This window comes from Embleya sp. NPDC050493, from assembly GCF_044458105.1.
In the GTDB taxonomy this organism is placed as follows: Bacteria; Actinomycetota; Actinomycetes; order Streptomycetales; family Streptomycetaceae; genus Embleya.
The window spans coordinates 108,321-127,134 of record NZ_JBITHP010000001.1 but is presented as its reverse complement, the minus strand read 5'-3'; the positions used below and the strand labels follow the sequence as shown (position 1 = coordinate 127,134).

At 71.1% G+C, this 18,814-nt stretch carries 2 protein-coding genes; one reads left to right on the top strand and one right to left on the bottom strand.

The features are described 5' to 3' along the window. Positions 1-284 precede the first annotated feature (284 nt). Positions 285-17,792, bottom strand: coding sequence for an amino acid adenylation domain-containing protein (locus ACIBM5_RS00410; RefSeq protein WP_396004646.1), 17,508 nt, complete (start codon positions 17,790-17,792; stop codon positions 285-287). Positions 17,793-18,455: 663 nt separating this feature from the next. Between ACIBM5_RS00410 and ACIBM5_RS00405 the strand changes: the two genes are divergently transcribed. Further along, complete coding sequence (locus ACIBM5_RS00405; RefSeq protein WP_020553678.1) at positions 18,456-18,671, top strand: MbtH family protein; 216 nt, start codon at positions 18,456-18,458, stop codon at positions 18,669-18,671. The last annotated feature ends 143 nt before the right edge of the window (positions 18,672-18,814 follow it).

The window sequence follows — 18,814 nt, the reverse complement described above, 5'->3', positions numbered from 1 at the left end:
GGCCGCCGGCTGCCGGCTGCCGGCTGCCGGCCACGGTCGTCGGGATGTGAAGAAGGCGAGGGCGGCAAAACTCACCGCCCAAGAGCCGCTGCGAAACCGGTCTCGACCACCGTACGCACGACGAACCCGGCCCACCGCGAGTGGGCCGGGTTCGTCGTGCGTGCCGAAGGCACCGACCGGATGTCACCGCGCCAGGGGCCTGTCCCCCGCGCGGCGGCCCCGGCCGGTCGGTGTGGTTCACACCGACCGGCCGGGGCGCGCGTACGCGGCGCCGGCTGCGGTGCCTACTCTTCGAGGTGACGGTTGACGATCGCGCAGATGTCGACCGTGTGCTTGGGCGCCGTCAGGCCGAAGTGGGTGGCCTCGATGTCGTACGACCGCACGCTGCCTCGCACGTACGGCTCCCACAGGTCGGCTGACGGCTCCGGGCTGAGCGTCGCGTTGACGAAGACCACGTCGCCCCGGTAGGTGGGCTGTGCGAACTTCCGCACCATTTTCACGTGTTCGACCATGAGGGACGAACCGTTGGTGATCAGGGCCAGGCGGTCGGCGTCGTCCTGTCCGCCCGGCAGGTAGTCCTGGAGGAAATCTCGCGCCTGGGCCGGGTCCAGGACCACGTCCTGCTCGGCGAACCTGCTGCTGGGGGCGGCGTCCAGGATCACCACCAACGGCACTTCGTGACCGCGCCGTTGGAGTTCCGCGGCGATGGCGTGCGAGAGGGTGCCACCCATGGAGTGCCCGATGAGGTGGAACGGGCCCGATGCCTGGATGCCGAGGATCTGCTCCACGTAGTCCAGGACCATTGCCTCGAAGCTCGTCGGCACCGGTGCTCCGTCGAAGCCGCGGGCCTGGATGCCGTACACCGGCCGGTCGCCCAGTTGCACCGCCATGCCCAGGTACGACCAGCACAGGCCGATGCCGGGGTGGATGAACCAGACCGGCGCCTTGTCGCCTCCCGTCTTCAACGGCAGCACCACCCCGAACGGGTCGGTGTGGCCGCCGGGTTCCGCACCGCCGTTCAGGTGCGCGGCCAGCCCCGCGACGGTGGGGGACTGGAACACGGTCCGCATCGGTACGTCGATCCTCAAGACCGTACGGATGCGGCCGACCAGGCGGGTCGCCCGCAGCGAGTGGCCGCCCAGGTCGAAGAAGTTGTCGTCGATGCCGACCTTGCCGACGCCGAGGACGTCGGCGAACAGGCCCGCCAGGACTTCCTCCTGGGGAGTGCGCGGTGCTCGGTAGGCCGCCGAGCCGGTCAGCTCCGGCGCGGGCAGCGCCTTGTGGTCGAGCTTGCCGTTCGGTGACAGTGGCAGCCGCTCCAGGGTGACGAAGGCGGACGGCACCATGAACTCCGGCAGCCGCTCGGACACGAAGGCGCGCAACTCGGTGGTGGCCGTCTCGCCCCCACCCGGCGTCGGGACGACGTAGGCGACGAGCTGTTTGCCGCCCGCGCCGGAGCGCGCGATCACCGCGGCCTGGGCGACCTCGGGATGCGCCGCCACCGCGGCCTCCACCTCACCCGGCTCGATCCGGAAACCGCGGATCTTCACCTGCGAGTCGGCCCGCCCGACGTATTCGAGCTCCCCTTCCTCGCTCCAGCGAGCCAGGTCGCCGGTGCGGTACATCCGCTCACCCGGCGGGCCGAACGGGTCGGCCACGAAGCGCTCGGCGGTCAGGGCCGGGCGGTTGTGGTACCCGCGTCCCACCCCGGTGCCCGCCATGTACAGTTCGCCGACCGCGCCGAGGGCGACCGGAGTCAGGCCCGGGCCCAGGACGTACGCCCGCAGATTGCCCAGCGGCTTGCCGATTGGGATGCCGGAGGCTCCGGGACCGTCCTCGGGCACGATGTGCGAGGTGACGTAGAAGGTCTCGCTGGGCCCATAGCCGTTGACGATGCGGGCCTTGGGCCAGACCGCGCGCAGGCGGTCGACCAGCGCCGTGGTCAGGGCCTCACCGGCGAACACCAGCGACTTGGGGTGCACGCGATCGCCGAGCTGGTCGACCAGTTCGGCGAAGGCCGAGGGTACCGAGCTGATCACGTCCACGTCCCACGCGTCGCGTTCGGCCAGGGCGAGGACGTCCCGGACGAGTTCGACGCTGCCACCGGTGGTCAGCGTGACGAACAGCTCGAATGCGGCGATGTCGAAGCCGATCGAGGTGCTCGCCAGCATCCGCCAACCGGGTGGCACACCGATGTCCTCGGCCAGCCCGGCCAGGGCGTTGACGAGGTTGCGGTGGCTGATGCCCACGCCCTTGGGCAGGCCCGTGGAGCCGGACGTGTACACCTGATACACCAGATGGTCCGGCCGCAGCGGCCGCGTCCGGTCGCCGTCGTCGAGATCGGTGCCGAGCCGGCCCGACACGTCCACTCGGTCCAGGTGCAGCAGTTCGGTGTCCCGCTCGGGGAGCACACCGGCTGCGGTGGCGTCGGTGATGATCAGCCGCGGCTCGGCGGTGGCGAGGATGTGCGCCAGGCGGGTGCTCGGGTAGCCCGGGTCGATGGGTACATAGGCGGCCCCCGTCTTGATCACCGCGAGCAGGGCCACGACCAGTTCGGGCGTGCGCGGCAACACGACGGCGACGGTGTCGTCGGGACCGATGCCCTGCCCGGTGAGGTGGCGGGCGAGCCGATTGGCCCACTCGTTCAGCTCCCCGTAGGTCAGGGACCGGTCCTGGCAGACCACTGCGGTCGCCTCGGGCCGCCGGGCGGCCTGTTCCTCGACCAGTTGCGTGACGGTGCGCTCGGGCAGCTCGCGCGCCGTGTCGTTGAATCGGCGCAGGACCAGGTCTCGTTCGGCCGCGTCGAGGACGTCCAGATCGGTGAGCGGGGTGTGCGGGTCGGCGGCCAGTTGCTCCAGGAGGCGCCCGAGTCGGGCACCGATCCGCTCGACCGCGTCGGCGGAGAACATGTTGTCCTGATACTGCAGGCCGAGCCGCAGGTGCGGGTCTGCCGTGCCGGCCAGCATCAGCGGGTAGTGGGTGCCGCTGAGCATGCGCACACCGGTGACGGCGACACCGGCCGAGGCGTGTGCCTCGGTGAGTCCTCGCCGGTCCACCGGGAAGGACTCGAGGATCACCATCGAGTCGTACAGGGTGCCCAGGCCGACCGCTTCGTGGATCTCGCTGAGGCTGTGGTGATGGTGGTCCATCAGCACGGTCTGGTGCTCCTGGAGCCGGGTGAGCACCTGCGCGAACGTCTCCCGAGTGGAGTACCGCACACGCACCGGCAGGCTGTTGATGAACAGGCCGACCATGTCGTCGACCCCGGTCAGCTGTGGTGGACGGCCGGCGACGGTGGTGCCGAACACTACGTCCTGACGTCCGGTCAGGTGACCGAGGAGCACACCCCACACACCCTGCACCAGGGTGTTGAGGGTGATGCCCAACTCGCGTGCCCGGCGGGACAACGCATGGGATGTCTCCGCACCGAGCGGCAGCTCCAACTGGCCCAGACCGCCGCCCTGTTCGGTGGCGGCCACGCGCGCCAGCATGGTCGGCTCCGTCACACCCGCCAACTCCTCGGCCCACGCCCGGGCCGACGCCTCGTGGTCCTGCCGCGCGAGCCAGGCCAGGAAGTCACGGTAGGGACGCACGCGCGGCAGCGCGGAGGCGTCGCCCTCCGCCTCGTACAGCAGGATCAGGTCCCGCATCAGGTGCGAGAGCGACCAGCCGTCGTACAGGGCGTGGTTGACGGTGAGGATCAGCTCCGAGCGCCGCGCGTCCATCCGGACCAAAGTCATGCGCACCATCGGCGGCACGGTGGGGTCGAAGGGCTCGGCGTGGTCGGCGGCGAGGATTCGCTCCAGTTCCTCGTCCCGCAGGCTGTCGCTCAGGCCGCGCAAATCCATGACGCGCCAGGGAAGTTCCACATGCTTGAGGATGAGCTGCACCTGCTCACCGGCCGTGCCGTTCACGAAGGCGGCGCCCATGTTGGGGTAACGGCCGAGGAGCGCCTGGCCCGCGGCCCGCATGCGCTCCGGAACCACCGCCCCGGACAGGTGGAGCACGAGTTGGATCCGGTAGGCGTCGAACGACGACTCCGCCATCACGCTGTGGAACAGGATGCCGGACTGCGCCGGGGTCAGTGGCCACACGTCCACGAGGCCGGGGTGGCTTTCCTCCCATGCCTCCAGGTCGCGCCGGCTCACCCGGACCAGGGGCACGTCCGACGGGGTCAGGCCGCCCGCGCCGGGCTTGGCCGCATGCCGGGCCAGCCCTTGGAGTGCGGTGCGCCACAGGTCGGCGAACTCCTGCGCCTCGTCCCGGGTGAGCAGACCGGCCGGGAAGCCGATCTCGGCGCTCAGCCGCGGGCCCTGCTCACCGTCCAGGACATAGGAGTTGATCTCCATGGTGGCGAGGGCGGGCATGTCCGCGTCGGGGTCCGCAACCAGGTCCGCCGCGTCCGCCGCCACCGTCCAGCCGGTGCCGCTCGCGCTCCGCGGCTTGGTGTCCGCCGTGAAACGGCCCAGGTAGTTGAAGGAGATCTGACCGGTGCCGTGCGCACCGAGGGCGTCGGCGGTCTCGGGGTTGAGGTAGCGCAGGAGGCCGTAGCCGATGCCCTTGTCCGGGATGGCCTTGAGCTGCTCCTTGACCGCCTTGATCACGCCGCCCGCGGAGCCGCCACCGGTGAACGCGTCCTCCAGGTCGAAGCCGGTCACGTCCAGGCGGACCGGGAACATGCTGGTGAACCAGCCGATCGTGCGCGACAGGTCCGTGCCCGGCGCTGCGGCCTCCTCGCGGCCGTGACCTTCCAGGCGCAGCAGCAGTGCGGACTCGTCCACGCCGCGCCGCTTGCGCCACTCGGCCGCCGCGAGGGCCAGCGCGGCCAGCAGTCCGTCGTCGACACCGCCGTGGAACGCGGTGGGCAGCGTGGTCAGGAGCGTTTCGGTCACCGCCGGCGGCAGTTCCACCCGCACGGTCTCCACGGTGGAGCGCAGGTCGACGGCCGGGTCGAAGGCCCGCGAGCCGACGACGGGGTCCGGTCCCTCGACCATCGAGCGCCACAGCTCCAGCTCCGCGACCCGCTTCGGCCGTGCCGCCTCCTCGACCAGGGCGTGTGCCCACTGACGTGCGGAGGTGGCGACCGGGGCGAGTTCGGGCGTACGGCCCTCGCGGACCTGCTCCCAGGCGTGGGCAAGATCGGGCAGCAGGATGCGCCAGGACACGCCGTCGACCACCAGGTGGTGCAGGACGACGATCAGGCGCCCGGCGGTCCGCGGACCCGCGTCGAACCAGACGAAGCGGGCCATGGCACCGGCCTTCGGGTCCAACCGGGCTGCCGCCGCGTCGAGTTCGGCCTTGACCTGCTCTCGTCGGTCGTCCCGGTCCCAGACGCCGTCGCAGCGGACGCGGTGGATGAGCGCCGTCGCGTCGACCGTGCCCGGCGCGGCGACCTCCAGTTCCGGCCGCGCACCCGGCACCAGGCGCGAGCGCAGCATGTCGTGGTGGTCGAGGACCGCGGACAGCGTCGCGACCAGACCCCGCTCGTCGATGCCGGTCGGCAGTTCCAGCACCATCGACATGCTGAACCGGTCGTGGCCGCCTCCCAGTTCGGTGATGTAGCGGGCGACCGGCAGCAGCGGCATGGTGCCCACCCCGCCACCCGCCGGCCCCGCCGGGGCGGTGGTGGTGTGGTCACCGGTGTGCAGGAACGCGGCGAGGTCGGCCACGGTGCGGTGCTCGAAGATCTGCCGCGGGGTGACCTCGATGCCGTGTGCCTTGGCGCGGGAGACCACCTGGATGGAGCGGATGCTGTCGCCGCCGACCGCGAAGAAGTCGTCGTCGACGCCGACCTGTTCGACGCCGAGCACCTCGGCGAAGACGGTGGCGATGGCCTGTTCCCGGGCTGTGCGCGGGGCACGGTAGTCGCCCCCGGTGAACTCCGGCTCGGGCAGCGCGGCCTTGTCCAGTTTGCCGTTCGGGGTCAGCGGAAGCTCGTCGAGCACGACGAACACCGACGGCACCATGAACTCCGGCAGCCGTCCGGTGGCGAACTTGCGCAGTTCGTCGACGGACACGCCCGCGGTCAGGTCGAAATCGTCGCCGGCGTCCGCGTTGCGGTCGCCGGTGGGCACCACGTAGCCGACGAGTTGGGGGTTGCCGCGCAGCTTGCGGGTGACCACGACGGCCTGGGCCACACCGTGGTGTTCGGCCAGGACCGCTTCGATCTCGCCGGGCTCGATCCGGAAGCCGCGGATCTTGACCTGGTCGTCGTTGCGGCCCAGGTATTCGAGCTGGCCGTCGTTGCCGCGGCGCACCACATCGCCGGTGCGGTACATGCGCGAGCCCGCGGGGCCGTACGGGTCGGCCACGAAGGTGCCCGCGGTCTGGCCCGGGCGGTGCACGTAGCCGCGGGCCAGGCTCGGGCCCGCCACGTACAACTCGCCGGGAGAGCCCGGCGGGACCGGGGCCAACCGTCCGTCGAGCACGTACAGGCGGGTGTCGGTGACGGCCGTGCCGATCGGGGCGCGCTCGGTGGTGAGGGGGGTGCTGGCGGTGGCGCACACCGTCGTCTCGGTGGGGCCGTAGGCGTTGATGAGCCGGCGTCCCGGCGCCCACTGGGCGGCCAGTGCGGGCGGGCACGCCTCACCGGCCACCGTGAGCACCCGCAGCCGGGTGAGGGTGCGCGCGGCGTCGGCAGGCATGGTGGCGACGACGCTGGGCGGCACGGTGACATGCGTGACGCCACGGGTGGCCAGGGCATGTGCGAGATCCTCACCGGCCATGCGCTGCTGCTCGGGCACGATCAGAGCCGCGCCCGTGGTCAGGGCCATCACCAGCTCCCAGAAGGCCGCGTCGAAGCTCGGCGAGGCCTGCTGCAGGACACGGGAGTGCGCGTCGAGGCCGAAGTGCTCGCGGTGCGTGGCGCTCAGGGCGGCCAGACCGGTGTGGGTGACGCTCACGCCCTTGGGGTGCCCGGTGGAACCCGAGGTGTAGATGACGTACGCCGGGTGCTCCGGGACCGCGGCGGTGTCCGGGTCGGTGTCGGGCAGTTCCCGCCAGGCCCGCCGCAGCTCCTCGTCGTCGATGGCGACGAGTTCGGTGGGCAGGTCGAGCGGCAGCTCCGCGGCGGCGGACCGGGTGGTGAAGACCACCGCGGGGCGCGAGTCGGCGACCATGTGGGTGATGCGGTCGCCCGGGTAGTCCAGGGCGATCGGCAGATAGGCCGCCCCCGCCTTCAGGATGCCCAGCGCCACCGCCACCTGGTGCGCGCTGCGGGGCAGGGACACACCGACCGGCTGCTCGGGCCCGATGCCCCGGGCGATCAGCCAGTGCGCGATGCGGTTCGCCCGCGCGTTCAGCTCCCGGTACGACCAGGAGTCGTCGATCGACTCCACGGCGAGCGCCTGCGGCGCCTGCTCCAGGCAGGCCCGGAACAGGTCGGGGAAGGTGGCCGCCGCCAGGCTCGGTCCGGTCTGCTGTTGCTCGCCGATCAGCGACTCGCGCCGCTCCTGTGCGGTGAGCAGGTCCGCGTGGCTGATGCGCTGCGACGGCGTGGTGACCGCGGTGGTCAGCAACTGCTCCCAGCGGGCGATCAGGGTCTCGATCGTGGAGCCGTCGAACAGCTCGGTGGAGTACTCCACCGCGACCTGGATGCCGGCGGGCGTGGTGCGGTCGGTGAACGTCTCGTTCAGGCTCAGCATCAGGTCGTAGCGGGCCGTCCCGGTGCCCACGCCCTCACCACGCACCCGAAGGCCGGGCAGCTCGAAGTCCGCCTCCTCGTTGTTCTGCAGCACCAAGGCGATCTGGAACAACGGGTGGACCGACGCCGAGCGCTTCGGGTTGAGCTTCTCCACGAGCGACTCGAACGGGATGTCCTGGTGGGTGTAGGCGGCCAGGCTCGACCTGCGGACCTGGGCGATGAGTTCGGCGAAGGTCGGGTCCCCCGAGGTGTCCGTGCGCATCACCCAGGTGTTGACGAACAGGCCGATGAGGTCCTTGAGGGCATCGTCGGTGCGGCCGGCGATTCCGCTGCCGATCGCGATGTCCGTGCCCGCGCCCAGGCGGGTGAGCAGCGCGGCCATGGTCGCCTGCAACACCATGAACGGAGTCGCGTTCGAAGCCCGGGCCAGCTCACCGACCCCCGCGTGCACGTCCGCTCCCAGGGTGAACTGCAACAGGTCGCCCCGGTATTCGAGCACCGCCGGGCGCGGCCGGTCGCCGGGTATGGTCACCTGCTCGGGCAGGCCGGCCAACTGCTGGGCCCAGTACGCGTACTGCCTGGTGTACCGGCTGTCCGGGTCATCGTCGTCACCGAGCAACTCGCGCTGCCACAGCGTGTAGTCGGCGTACTGCACCGGCAGCGGCGCCCACTCGGGGTCCGCACCCCGGACGTGGGCGGTGTAGGCGGTGGCCAGGTCCCGGGCCAGCGGCGCGGCCGACCAGCCGTCGGCGGCGATGTGGTGGACCACCAGCGCCAGCGCGTACTCGGTCGGCCCTGTGCTGAACAGCCATGCCTTCAGCGGCACTTCGCAGGACAGGTCGAAGGTGTGACGGGCCGTCGCGACAATGGCGTCCCGCAGCGCCTGCTCGTCCCGAATCGGCTGCACGGTGAGACCGATGCGGGCCCGCTCCGGGTCGAGGATGTCCTGGTACGGCTTCCCCCCGATCTCCGGGTAGACGGTACGCAGCGACTCGTGGCGGGTGACGACGTCGTTGAGCGACGCCTCCAGCGCCGGCACGTCCAACTCGCCGCTCAACCGCAGGACGATCGGCATGTTGTACGTCGCCGACGGACCCTCGAACCTGTGCAGGAACCACAATCGTTGTTGCGCGAACGACAGCGGAAGCCGCTTCGGCCGCTCGATGGCTCGCACCAGCGGTGTCTGGACACCGGCACTCCCGTCCAGGTGCGGGGCGATCTCGGCCACGGTCGGGTGGGCGAACAGGGTGCGCAGTTCGACCTCGGCCCCCAGTTCGGACCGGATGCGGCTGATGAGCTTGGTGGCCGACAGCGAATGGCCGCCCAGCGCGAAGAAATCGTCGTCGACACTCACCCGTTCCAGGTCCAGCACCTCGGCGAACAGCTCACACAGCAGTTCCTCCTGCACGGTGCGCGCGGCCCGTCCGGCGGCCGGGGCGAAGTCCGGTGCGGGCAGCGCCCTGCGGTCCAGCTTGCCGTTGGCGGTCAGCGGGACGGCGGCGATCGCCACGACTGCGGCGGGCACCAGGTTCACCGGCAGCCGCTTCTGCAGATAGCCGCGCAGCGAGCCGATCAACGCGCCGATCCGGGCGGCCGAGGCCGGGGCGTTGGCGAGCGTGTGGTCGGCGCGACCGGAGGGCAGGAAGGTGCCGGTGAACTCCCCCATCGCCAACGGGCCGTCGGTGAAGACGATCGCGTCGAAGCACTCCGCCGACTGCGCCGACCAGGTCGTCAGCACACCCCAACCGCGTCCGACGGCCCACTCGTACACGTCCTGCGGGTCCACCGCGGCGCCCGTGAAGGCGGGACCGTCGAGCACCCGGGCCTCCACCGCGAGATGCAGTTCGCCGGCCAGCCGGGCGTTGGGGATGCCGGTGACCCGCACCGGGCCACCCCCTTCGGCGTACCGTTCCACCAGGCCGGCCAGGGTGTCGGCGTCGGTCTCACCGCCCCAGGGCACGGCCGGCACCCCGGCCAGGTCCACCGGGTCGGCCGGCTGCTTGTGCAGGGCTACCTCGTAGCGGTGGCGGGTCAGTTCGTTGTGCGCACGCCCCGGCTTGAGGCGGATGTCCACCCCCGCCGCACCGTGTCGCTCGGCCCACCGGGTGAACCACTCGGGGTCCAGGACCAGTTCCGGCTCGGTGAGCACCGCGCGGGCGATCGCCGCCCGCGCCGCCGACGGCGCGGCGTCGGGGTGTCGGGCGTACTGCACTCCGGTAGCGAACAGGGGAAGGGTGGCGGCGTTGCGTACGTCACCGACGACGATCCGGCCTCCCGGTGCCAGGAGTTCGAAGGCCTGATCGAGGACCTGGTCGAGGTAGTCGGCGTGCGGGAAGTATTGGATCACCGAGTTGAGGACCACCACGTCGAAGTGGCCGGCCGGAAGCCCGGTCACGTCCTCGGCGCGCTGATGCCGCAGGGTGACCTTGTCGGCGTACCCGGCCTGCTCGGCCTCGCGGGTCAGCCGCGCGACGGCGGCCGACGACAGGTCACTGGCCCAGTACTGCTCCACGTGTGGCAGCACATGGGCCATCAACAGCCCTGATCCGACGCCGAGTTCCAGGACGCGGCGGGGCTCCCGGCGGAGGATCCGCTCGACCGCCGCGTCGCGCCAGTGCCGCATCTCGGCCGGCTCGATGGGCAGACCGTCGTAGCTGGAGTTCCAGCCGAAGAAGTTCTCGCCCCATTCGGTGCTCTCGCCCGAGTAGACCTGGTCGTAGATCTTCTCCCACTCGTCGACCTGCTGTTCCGCCTGTTCGATGTCGTCGATGCCGTCCGGATCCGGCACCACGTAGGCGACCAGTTGCTTGTCCCCCGCGCCCGCGATGTCACGGGCCACGACCACGGAGTGGGCGACGCCCGGGTGCGCGGCCAGGGCCCGCTCGACCTCGGCGGGCTCGACCCGCACTCCGCGGATCTTGACCTGGTCGTCCTCGCGACCGGCGTATTCGAGTTGCCCGTCGGCGTTCCAGCGAGCCAGGTCGCCGGTGCGGTACATGCGCGCACCGGCCGGGCCGTAGGGGTCGGCCACGAACCGCTCGGCGGTCGGCCCGCAACGACCCAGGTAGCCGCGGGCGATGTTGCCCGCGACGTACAACTCGCCCACCACGCCCGGCGGTACCGGCGCGAGGCCCGGGCCGAGGATGTAGGTGCGCATGTTTCCGAGCGGCGTGCCGATCGGGGTGTTGTCCGCGGCCCGGCACTCCTGGCCCGCCTCGACGGCGAACGTGGTGGCGTAGAAGGACTCGGTCTGCCCGTAGGCGTTGACGATCCGCACTCCCGGCAGCGCCTCGCGGACGCGGTGCACGAGCGTGGCGGGCAGCGCCTCGCCGGCGAAGACGACCGTCTCCAGAGCGGTCATCGTGGCCATGCGGTCACCGAGCCCGGCGAAGACGGAGGGCACCGTGCTGATCACACTCGCCGACACCACCTCGCGTTCGGCGAGCACCAGTGCGTCCCGGACCACCTCGACGGTGCCGCCGTTGGCCAGTGTCGTGACGATCTCGAAGACCGAGACGTCGAAGTTGATCGACGTACCGGCGAGCATCCGCGTATCCGCGCTCACTCCCACCCGTTCGGCGAGTCGCGTCACCCCGTTGACCACGTTCGCGTGGCTGATCACGACGCCCTTGGGGGTGCCGGTGGAGCCCGAGGTGTACATCACGTACGCCGCGTTCCCCGGCCGCGGTTCGACCGCGGACGCCACGCCCGTATCGGCGGTTTCGAGGTCCACGTCGCCCAGGAACAGGGTGTCGACGTCCGTCTCGGGAAGCACCCCGACGGTGGCGGCGTCGGTGAGTACCAGCTGCGGGCGGGCGCTTTCCATGATGTGGTCCAGGCGCGTGCTGGGATACCTCGGGTCGATCGGCAGATACGCACCGCCCGCCTTCAGGATGCCGAGCATGCCGGTGACCAGGTCGGCCGAGCGCGGCAGCGCCAGGGCGACCACGGTCTCCGGGCCCACTCCGCGTCCGGTCAGCTCACCGGCGAGCCGGCTCGCGCGTGCGTTCAACTCGGCGTAGGTATGGGAGATTTCGCCGTACGTCACGGCGATCTTGTCCGGCGTGGCGGCCGCCTGGCGCTCGAACAGGCCGGGGATGGTCAGTGCGGGAGTATCGGCCGCGGTGTCGTTGACCTCGACGAGGACGCGCTCGCGTTCGGCGGGCCACAGCAGGTCCACCCCACCGACTCGGGCCTGCGGGTCCTCGGCCAACAGGTCGAGGATCCGCCCGAAGCGCGCGGCGATGTCGGCCGCCCGCTCTCGGTCGAGGAGGTGGTGTTGGTGCTGGAGGCTGACCTTCAGGTGCGGCTCGGCGAAGGCCATCACCACGAGCGGGTAGTGGGTGCTGCTGAGCGGGCTGATCCCGGTCACCGAGATCCCTGCGGCCGAGTACGCCTCACTCAGGGCGGCACCGTCGATCGGGTACGACTCGAAGACCACCATCGTGTCGAACAGCACGCGCAAGCCGGTGGATCGGTGCATGTCGAGGAGGCCGTGGTGGTGATGGTCCAAGAGCACGCCCTGCCGCTCCTGGAGCCGGCCGAGGACGACGGCGAGCGATTGGCTCGGTGGGCAGTTCACCCGCACCGGCAGGGTGTTGACGAACATGCCGACCATCTCGTCCACACCCGTGACCCGCGGCGGCCGCCCGGAGACGGTGGCGCCGAACACCACGTCCTGACGCCCGGTCAGGCCGGCGAGGAGGATGCCCCAGGCGCCCTGGACCAGGGTGTTGAGGGTCAGGCCCAGTTCGCTCGCGCGACGGGAGAGGGCACGGGACTGGTCGAATGTGAGCGGCACATCCACCTGGCCGACCCCGGTCGGCTCGGTCTGCGGGGCCAAGCCTGCCGGCACCAGCAGCGTGGGCTCGTCGATGCCCTCCAACTCCTGTGCCCAGGCGCGGCGGCCCGACTGCTCGTCCTGGCGCGAGAGCCAGGCCAGGAAGTCACGGTAGTTGCGCGCCTTGCCCAGTGCGGTGGGGTCCCCGGCCGAGCCGTACAGACGCAGCAGGTCCTGCATGAGCAGGGGGATCGACCAGCCGTCGAACAGGACGTGGTGGGCGGTGAACACCAACTCCCACGTGTCGGCGGCCATCCTGATCAGCGACAGGCGCAACAGCGGGGCCCGGGCCGGGTCGAAGTGCGTGCCGTGCTCCTCGGCCAGGAACCGCTTGAGTCGTTCCTCCCGCTCGCCCTCGGCGATCGTGGTCAGGTCCGCTTCACGCCAGGGCAGTTCGACGCCGCTTCGGACGATCTGGACACGGTCGCCGGAGCTGTCGTCGACGAACGCGACCCGAAGGTTGGGGTAGCGGTCGAGCAGGGCCTGCCCGGCCGCCCGTAGCCGCTGCGGCTCGACCTCCCCGGCGAGGTGGAAGACGAACTGCATCCGGTAGGAGTCGAAGTCGGCACCGGCCAACTCGGCGTGGAAGAGCAGACCCTTTTGCATCGCGGTCAGCGGCCAGACGTCGACCAGGCCCGCGTGATGCCTCTCCCATCGGTCCAGCTCGCCCTGGCTCACCTTCACCAGCGGCACGTCCGAAGGCGTGAGACCGCCCGCCTCCGGCCGGCCGGCATGCCGCGCAAGGGCCTCCAGGGCAGTTCGCCACAGCGCGGCCAGTTCGGCCACCTCGGCCTGCGTGAAGAGGGCGCGGGGGAAGTCGAGACGGGCGGTGAGGTGCGGGCCCTGCTCGGTGTCGGTCACGTACGCGCTGACGCTCAGCGCGGCCAGCGCGGGCATGTTCCCGTCCGGGTTTGCGATGAGCTCGGTGGTGCCCTCGACCTGGGTGAATCCCGGGCCCTGCGGTGCTTCCGACGGGTTGGCCGAACTCGCGTACCGGCCCAGATAGTTGAAGGACACCTGACCGGTCGCGTGCCGCTCGAGAATTTCACCGGTCCGCGGGTTCAGGTAGCGCAACAGGCCGTAGCCGATGCCCTTGTCCGGCACGGCGAGCAGTTGCTCCTTGACCGCCTTGACCGCGGCGCCGGCGGCCGCGCCGCCGTTCAGGGCGTCGTCGAGGTCCACGCCCGCCACGTCCAGGCGAACGGGGAACATGCTGGTGAACCAGCCCACCGTACGCGAGAGATCCGCGCCCGGCACGGCGCCCTCCTCGCGGCCGTGGCCCTCCAGGCGCAGCAGCAGCGAGGACTCGTCCACACCGCGTTGCTTGCGCCACTTGGCCACCGCGAGGGCGAGGGCGGCCAGCAGGCCGTCGTTGACGCCGCCGCGGTAGGCGGCGGGCAGGGTGGTCAGCAGCGCCTCGGTGGCCGCCGACGGCAGATTCATGTGCACGTGCTCGACCGTGGACATGGTGTCCAGGGCCGGATCGAGCGGGCGGCTGCCGAGCACCGGGTCCGGACCGGCGACGATCGTGCGCCACAGCGCCAGCTCACCGGCCCGCTCGGCGGAGCGGGCTTCCTGCGTCAATGCGTGGGACCAGCGTCGGACGGAGGTACCCACCGGCTCCGGTTCCGGTGTGCGTCCGTCGCGGACGCGCTGCCACGCCTCGGCGAGGTCGGGCAGCAGGATGCGCCAGGACACGCCGTCGACGACGAAGTGATGCAGGACGATGATCAGCCGCCCGGCGCTCCCGGCGCCGGCGTCGAACCACACGAACCGCGCCATGCGCCCGGCCTCGGCGTCCAGGCCATCGGTGGCGGCGTCCAGTTCGGCGGCGGCCCGCTCGCGCCAGTCGTCGGCCCAGCGGCCGTCGGTGCGCACCCGGTGGATCAGGGGCGCGATGTCGACCGTCCCGGGAGCGGCCACCTCGAGACCGGTCTCCCGGCCGACGACCAGGCGCGAACGCAGCATGTCGTGCCGGTCGAAGACCGCCGTCAGGGTCGCGACCAGACCGGCTTCGTCGATCCCGACGGGCAGTTCCACCGTCATCGACATGGTGAACCGGTTCAGACCGGTGCCCAGTTCCAGCAGATAGTGGCTCACCGGCAGGAGCGGCATGAAGCCCACGCCACCGCCCTCGAGTTCGTCGAGGACCGGCCCGGGCGGGCCACCGCTGCCCGCCGTCTCGGCCAGCTCGGCCACCGTGCGCGTCTCGAAGACCTGTCGCGGCGTGACCTCCACTCCCTGCGCCCGGGCCCGCGAGACCACCTGGATCGAGCGGATGCTGTCCCCGCCGATGGCGAAGAAGTCGTCGTCGATGCCGACCCGGTCCAGGCCCAGGACCTCGGCGTACACCCCGGCGAGAATCTCCTCCACCGGGGTGCGCGGCGCCCGGTGGGTGCTGCCGGCGAACTCGGGCTCCGGCAGGGCCTTGCGATCCAGCTTGCCGTTGGGAGCCAGCGGGAGCCGGTCCAGTATCACGAACACCGACGGCACCATGAACTCCGGCAGCCTGCCGGATACGAACTTGCGCAGCTCGCGCGAGGAGACGCCGGCCGTCAGGTCGACCTGTAGGTCGCCCAGGCTCTCCACCGTGCCGAGCCCCGACTCCCCCGCGCCCCGCGGCACCACGTAGCCGACCAACCGGGTGCTGCCGTGCCCCTGTTGGGGGACCACCACGGCCTGTGCCACGCCGGGGTGGGCGGTCAGTGCCGCCTCCACCTCCCCCGGCTCGATCCGGAAGCCGCGCACCTTGATCTGTGCGTCGTCGCGGCCCACGTAGGTGAGTCCGCCGTCGGCCGTCCAGCGGGCCAGGTCGCCGGTGCGGTACATCCGCGCCCCGGCGGGCCCGTACGGGTCGGCGACGAAGCGTTCGGCGGTGGGCATGGCACGGCCGTGGTAGCCACGCGCCACGTTGCCCGCGACATACAGCTCACCCACGACACCGGGAGCCACGGGTTGAAGGCCGGGGCCCAGGACGTAGGTGCGCATGTTCCCCAGTGGGACACCGATCGGCGCGCCGGCGGTGCCGCTCCAGGTCCGGTCGGCGGTGAAGGTGGTGGCGTAGAACGACTCGGTCTGGCCGTAGGCGTTGATCACGCGCACACCGGGAATGGCGTTCCGCACCCGCTCCACCAGCGCGGCGGGCAGCGCCTCGCCGGCGAACACGACCGCGTCGGCCCGGATCTTCTCGCCCACCTGGTCCAGGAGTTCGGCGAAGACGGACGGCACGGTGCTGACGACCCCGCCGGTCCAGCCGCCGCGCTCGGCGATCACCAGTACGTCGCGGACCACGTCGAGGGTGCCGCCGACGGCCAGGGTGGTGATGGTCTCGAAGACCGAGACGTCGAAGTTGACCGACGTGCCCGCCAGTACCCGCGTACCCGCGTCGATCCCGACCGCGTCGGCCAGGCGCAGCACGCCGTTGACCACGTCGCGGTGGGTGATCGTCACGCCCTTCGGGGTGCCGGTGGAGCCCGAGGTGTACATCACGTACGCGGCGTTCGCGGGCCGGATCACGGCCGGCGGCACATCCGGGCCCACCGCGGCGAAGTCGACGTCCTCGATGAACAGGGTCGGCACGTCCGACGTCGGGAGCACGCCGACCGTGTCGGCGTTGGTCAGGATCAGCCGCGGACGCGCGTCGGACAGGATGTGGTCCAGGCGAGTGCTGGGGTACTTGGGGTCGATCGGCAGGTAGGCGGCACCCGTCTTGAGGATGCCCAGCATCCCCACGATCAGGTCCGTCGAGCGCGGCAGGGCCAGGCCGACGACGGTCTCCGGGCCCGCCCCGTGACCCCTCAGCTCCCGGGCGAGGCGCTCCGCCCGTGCGTCGAGTTCGGCGTACGACAGTTCCTCGTCGTCGTGGACCAGGGCGGTCGCATCCGGCGTCGCCGCCACCCTGACCTCTAGCAGACCCGGGATGCCGAGTTCGGGTGTGGTGGTCGCGGTGTCGTTGAAGGTGCGCAGCACCAGCTCGCGCTCGCCCGCCTCCAGCACGTCCGCCAGCACGACCGCGCGGGACGGCTCGGTGACCAACTGCTCGATGAGGCGCACGAAGCGGGCCATGACGGCCTCCGCCGTGGACCGGTCGAACAGCTCGGTCGCGTACTCCAGGAAGATCAACAGTCCCGGGTCGGCGGGGTCGTCGAAGAAGTTGAACTCCAGGTCGAACTTGGCCGTGGGCGTCGGCAGCGGGCCGAAATGCGCTTTGACGCCGGGCAGGTCGAACTCGATCCAGCCGCGAGTCGCCCAGGTGAACATCACCTGGAACAGCGGGTGGTACGCGGTGGAGCGCTCCGGGTTGAGGATCTCCACCAGGCGCTCGAACGGCGCGTCCTGGTTGTCGTACGCGGCCAGGGCCTTGTGCTGCACCCGAGCCAGGAGCTGCTCGAAGGAGGGGGAGCCGGACAGATCGGCTCGGAGCACCCAGGTGTTGACGAAGAACCCGACCAGATCCGCGAGTTCGTCGTCGGTGCGGCCCGCGATGGTGGAGCCGATGGCGATGTCCTCGCCCGCGCCGAGCTGCTGGAGCAGCACCGCGAGCGCGGCCTGGAGCACCATCGGCGTGGTCACGTCGGCGCGCTTGGCCAACTGCTCCACCCTGGCGAACAGTTCCGGGTCGAGGGTGAGGCCGATGCCGTCACCCTGGTGGCCGGCCACGGGTGGGCGTGGGCGGTCGGTGGACAGGCGGATCGGCTGCGGTACGCCGGACAGCTCGTCGTGCCAGTAGCCGAGCTGGGTGGACAGGACGCTTTCCGGATCGTTCTCGTCGCCGAGGAGTTCACGCTGCCACAGCGTGTAGTCGATGTACTGGACCGGCAGTTCGGGCCAGTCCGGCTCGCCGCCCCGGACGTGGGCGGTGTAGGCGGCGGCCAGGTCGCGCGCGAGCGGGGCCAGCGACTCGCCGTCGGTGGCGATGTGGTGGATCAGCAGCAGGAGCCGGTGGTCGCGCGCACCGGCGCGGAAGAGGGTGGCGCGGACCGGGATCTCCTCGGACAGCGTGATCACCTGGTTGGCGGCTTCGCGCACCGCCTCGTCCAGCTCCGCCGGATCCGCCTCGACGAGCGGAATGTGCAGACGGACCTGCTCGGCGGGGAGCACCTGCTGTGCGGGCACGCCCTCGGCGTTCTCCACGATCAGGGTGCGTAGGCTCTCGTGACGGGTCACCACGTCACGAACCGCCGCCGCGAGTGCCGTCTCGTCCAGATCGCCTGTGAGCCGGATGAGGAAGGGCACGTTGTAGGTCGCGGACGGCCCCTCGAACTTGTCGATGAACCACAGACGTCGCTGCGCGAAGGACAACGGGATCATTACTTGGCACTCCTGTTCATCGTGCGCAGAGGGGCCGGCGTGCCGCCGATGCGTTCCTTGGCGGCGCCGGTTCATCGATGTCGTCGGCGAACTCCGGCTCTTCGTCGGGGTCGGGCCACCACATCGCCGGTGCGGGGCCTCCACGTGCCCACCTCGCCCGGCGATCGGAACAGGCGCTCCGGGGGGACGACGACGGCATACCGCCCATCGGGACGGAACCGATGGCGCCGACGCCGGGCGCGTCCGACCACCGGCCCGGTGGCGACGGAATCACCGTCGGCCGATTCCGCGGCCGGTCTCGACGAGATTGGAATGTTGTCCCCCGAGGCGGGCGGACCGTGGAAAAGCATGGCATGTCGAGGCGGGAAACCTCACCGGAATTCCCCCGCGGAATCCGACGCGCTTTCGAACACACTCGGTCGATAGGCCGGAATCCATCCAGCCAGGGTGGGGCTGTCCTGTCAACGGGACGACGGGATCATCGCTCCCCTCGGCAGCCACTTCCACAGCGGAAGGAATTCTCGACGACGCAGCACGGGAACGGGCTCACCGGGAGCTGCGGATCTTCCGTTCGATGGCCCCGGCCGCTCCCCACCGGCCGGAGAATGGCGATACGCTGCCCGAAATGAACCACGCGGCAAGCAGCCCGAATTGGAGTGGCCCATGAGCAGCAATCCGTTCGACGACGCGGACGGCCGGTTCTACGTCCTGGTGAACGACGAGGAGCAGCATTCCCTCTGGCCCTCGTTCGCCGAGGTCCCCGCCGGCTGGCGGGTCGTTTTCGGTGAGGACGGTCGCCAACAGTGCCTGGACTTCGTCGAGCAGAACTGGACCGATCTGCGGCCGAAGAGCCTGCGCGAGGCGATGGCGGCGGGCTAGTCGCGCTTCGGGGAGCGATCCGGACGACCCGGGGTGGGCCCGGTGCCGAAAGCGGCACCGGGCCCACCTTTTTCCTCGTCGTGCGTCGCGCACCCCTCGGCCCCGACAGGTCGTCTTCGTCGCGGACATGCCGCCGGCCCGCC

What these genes read in the sequence shown, in the direction of transcription:
- ACIBM5_RS00410 (WP_396004646.1), bottom strand. Translation starts at nt 17,792, where the DNA reads ATGATCCCGTTGTCCTTCGCGCAGCGACGTCTGTGGTTCATCGACAAG.
- ACIBM5_RS00405 (WP_020553678.1), top strand. Translation starts at nt 18,456, where the DNA reads ATGAGCAGCAATCCGTTCGACGACGCGGACGGCCGGTTCTACGTCCTG.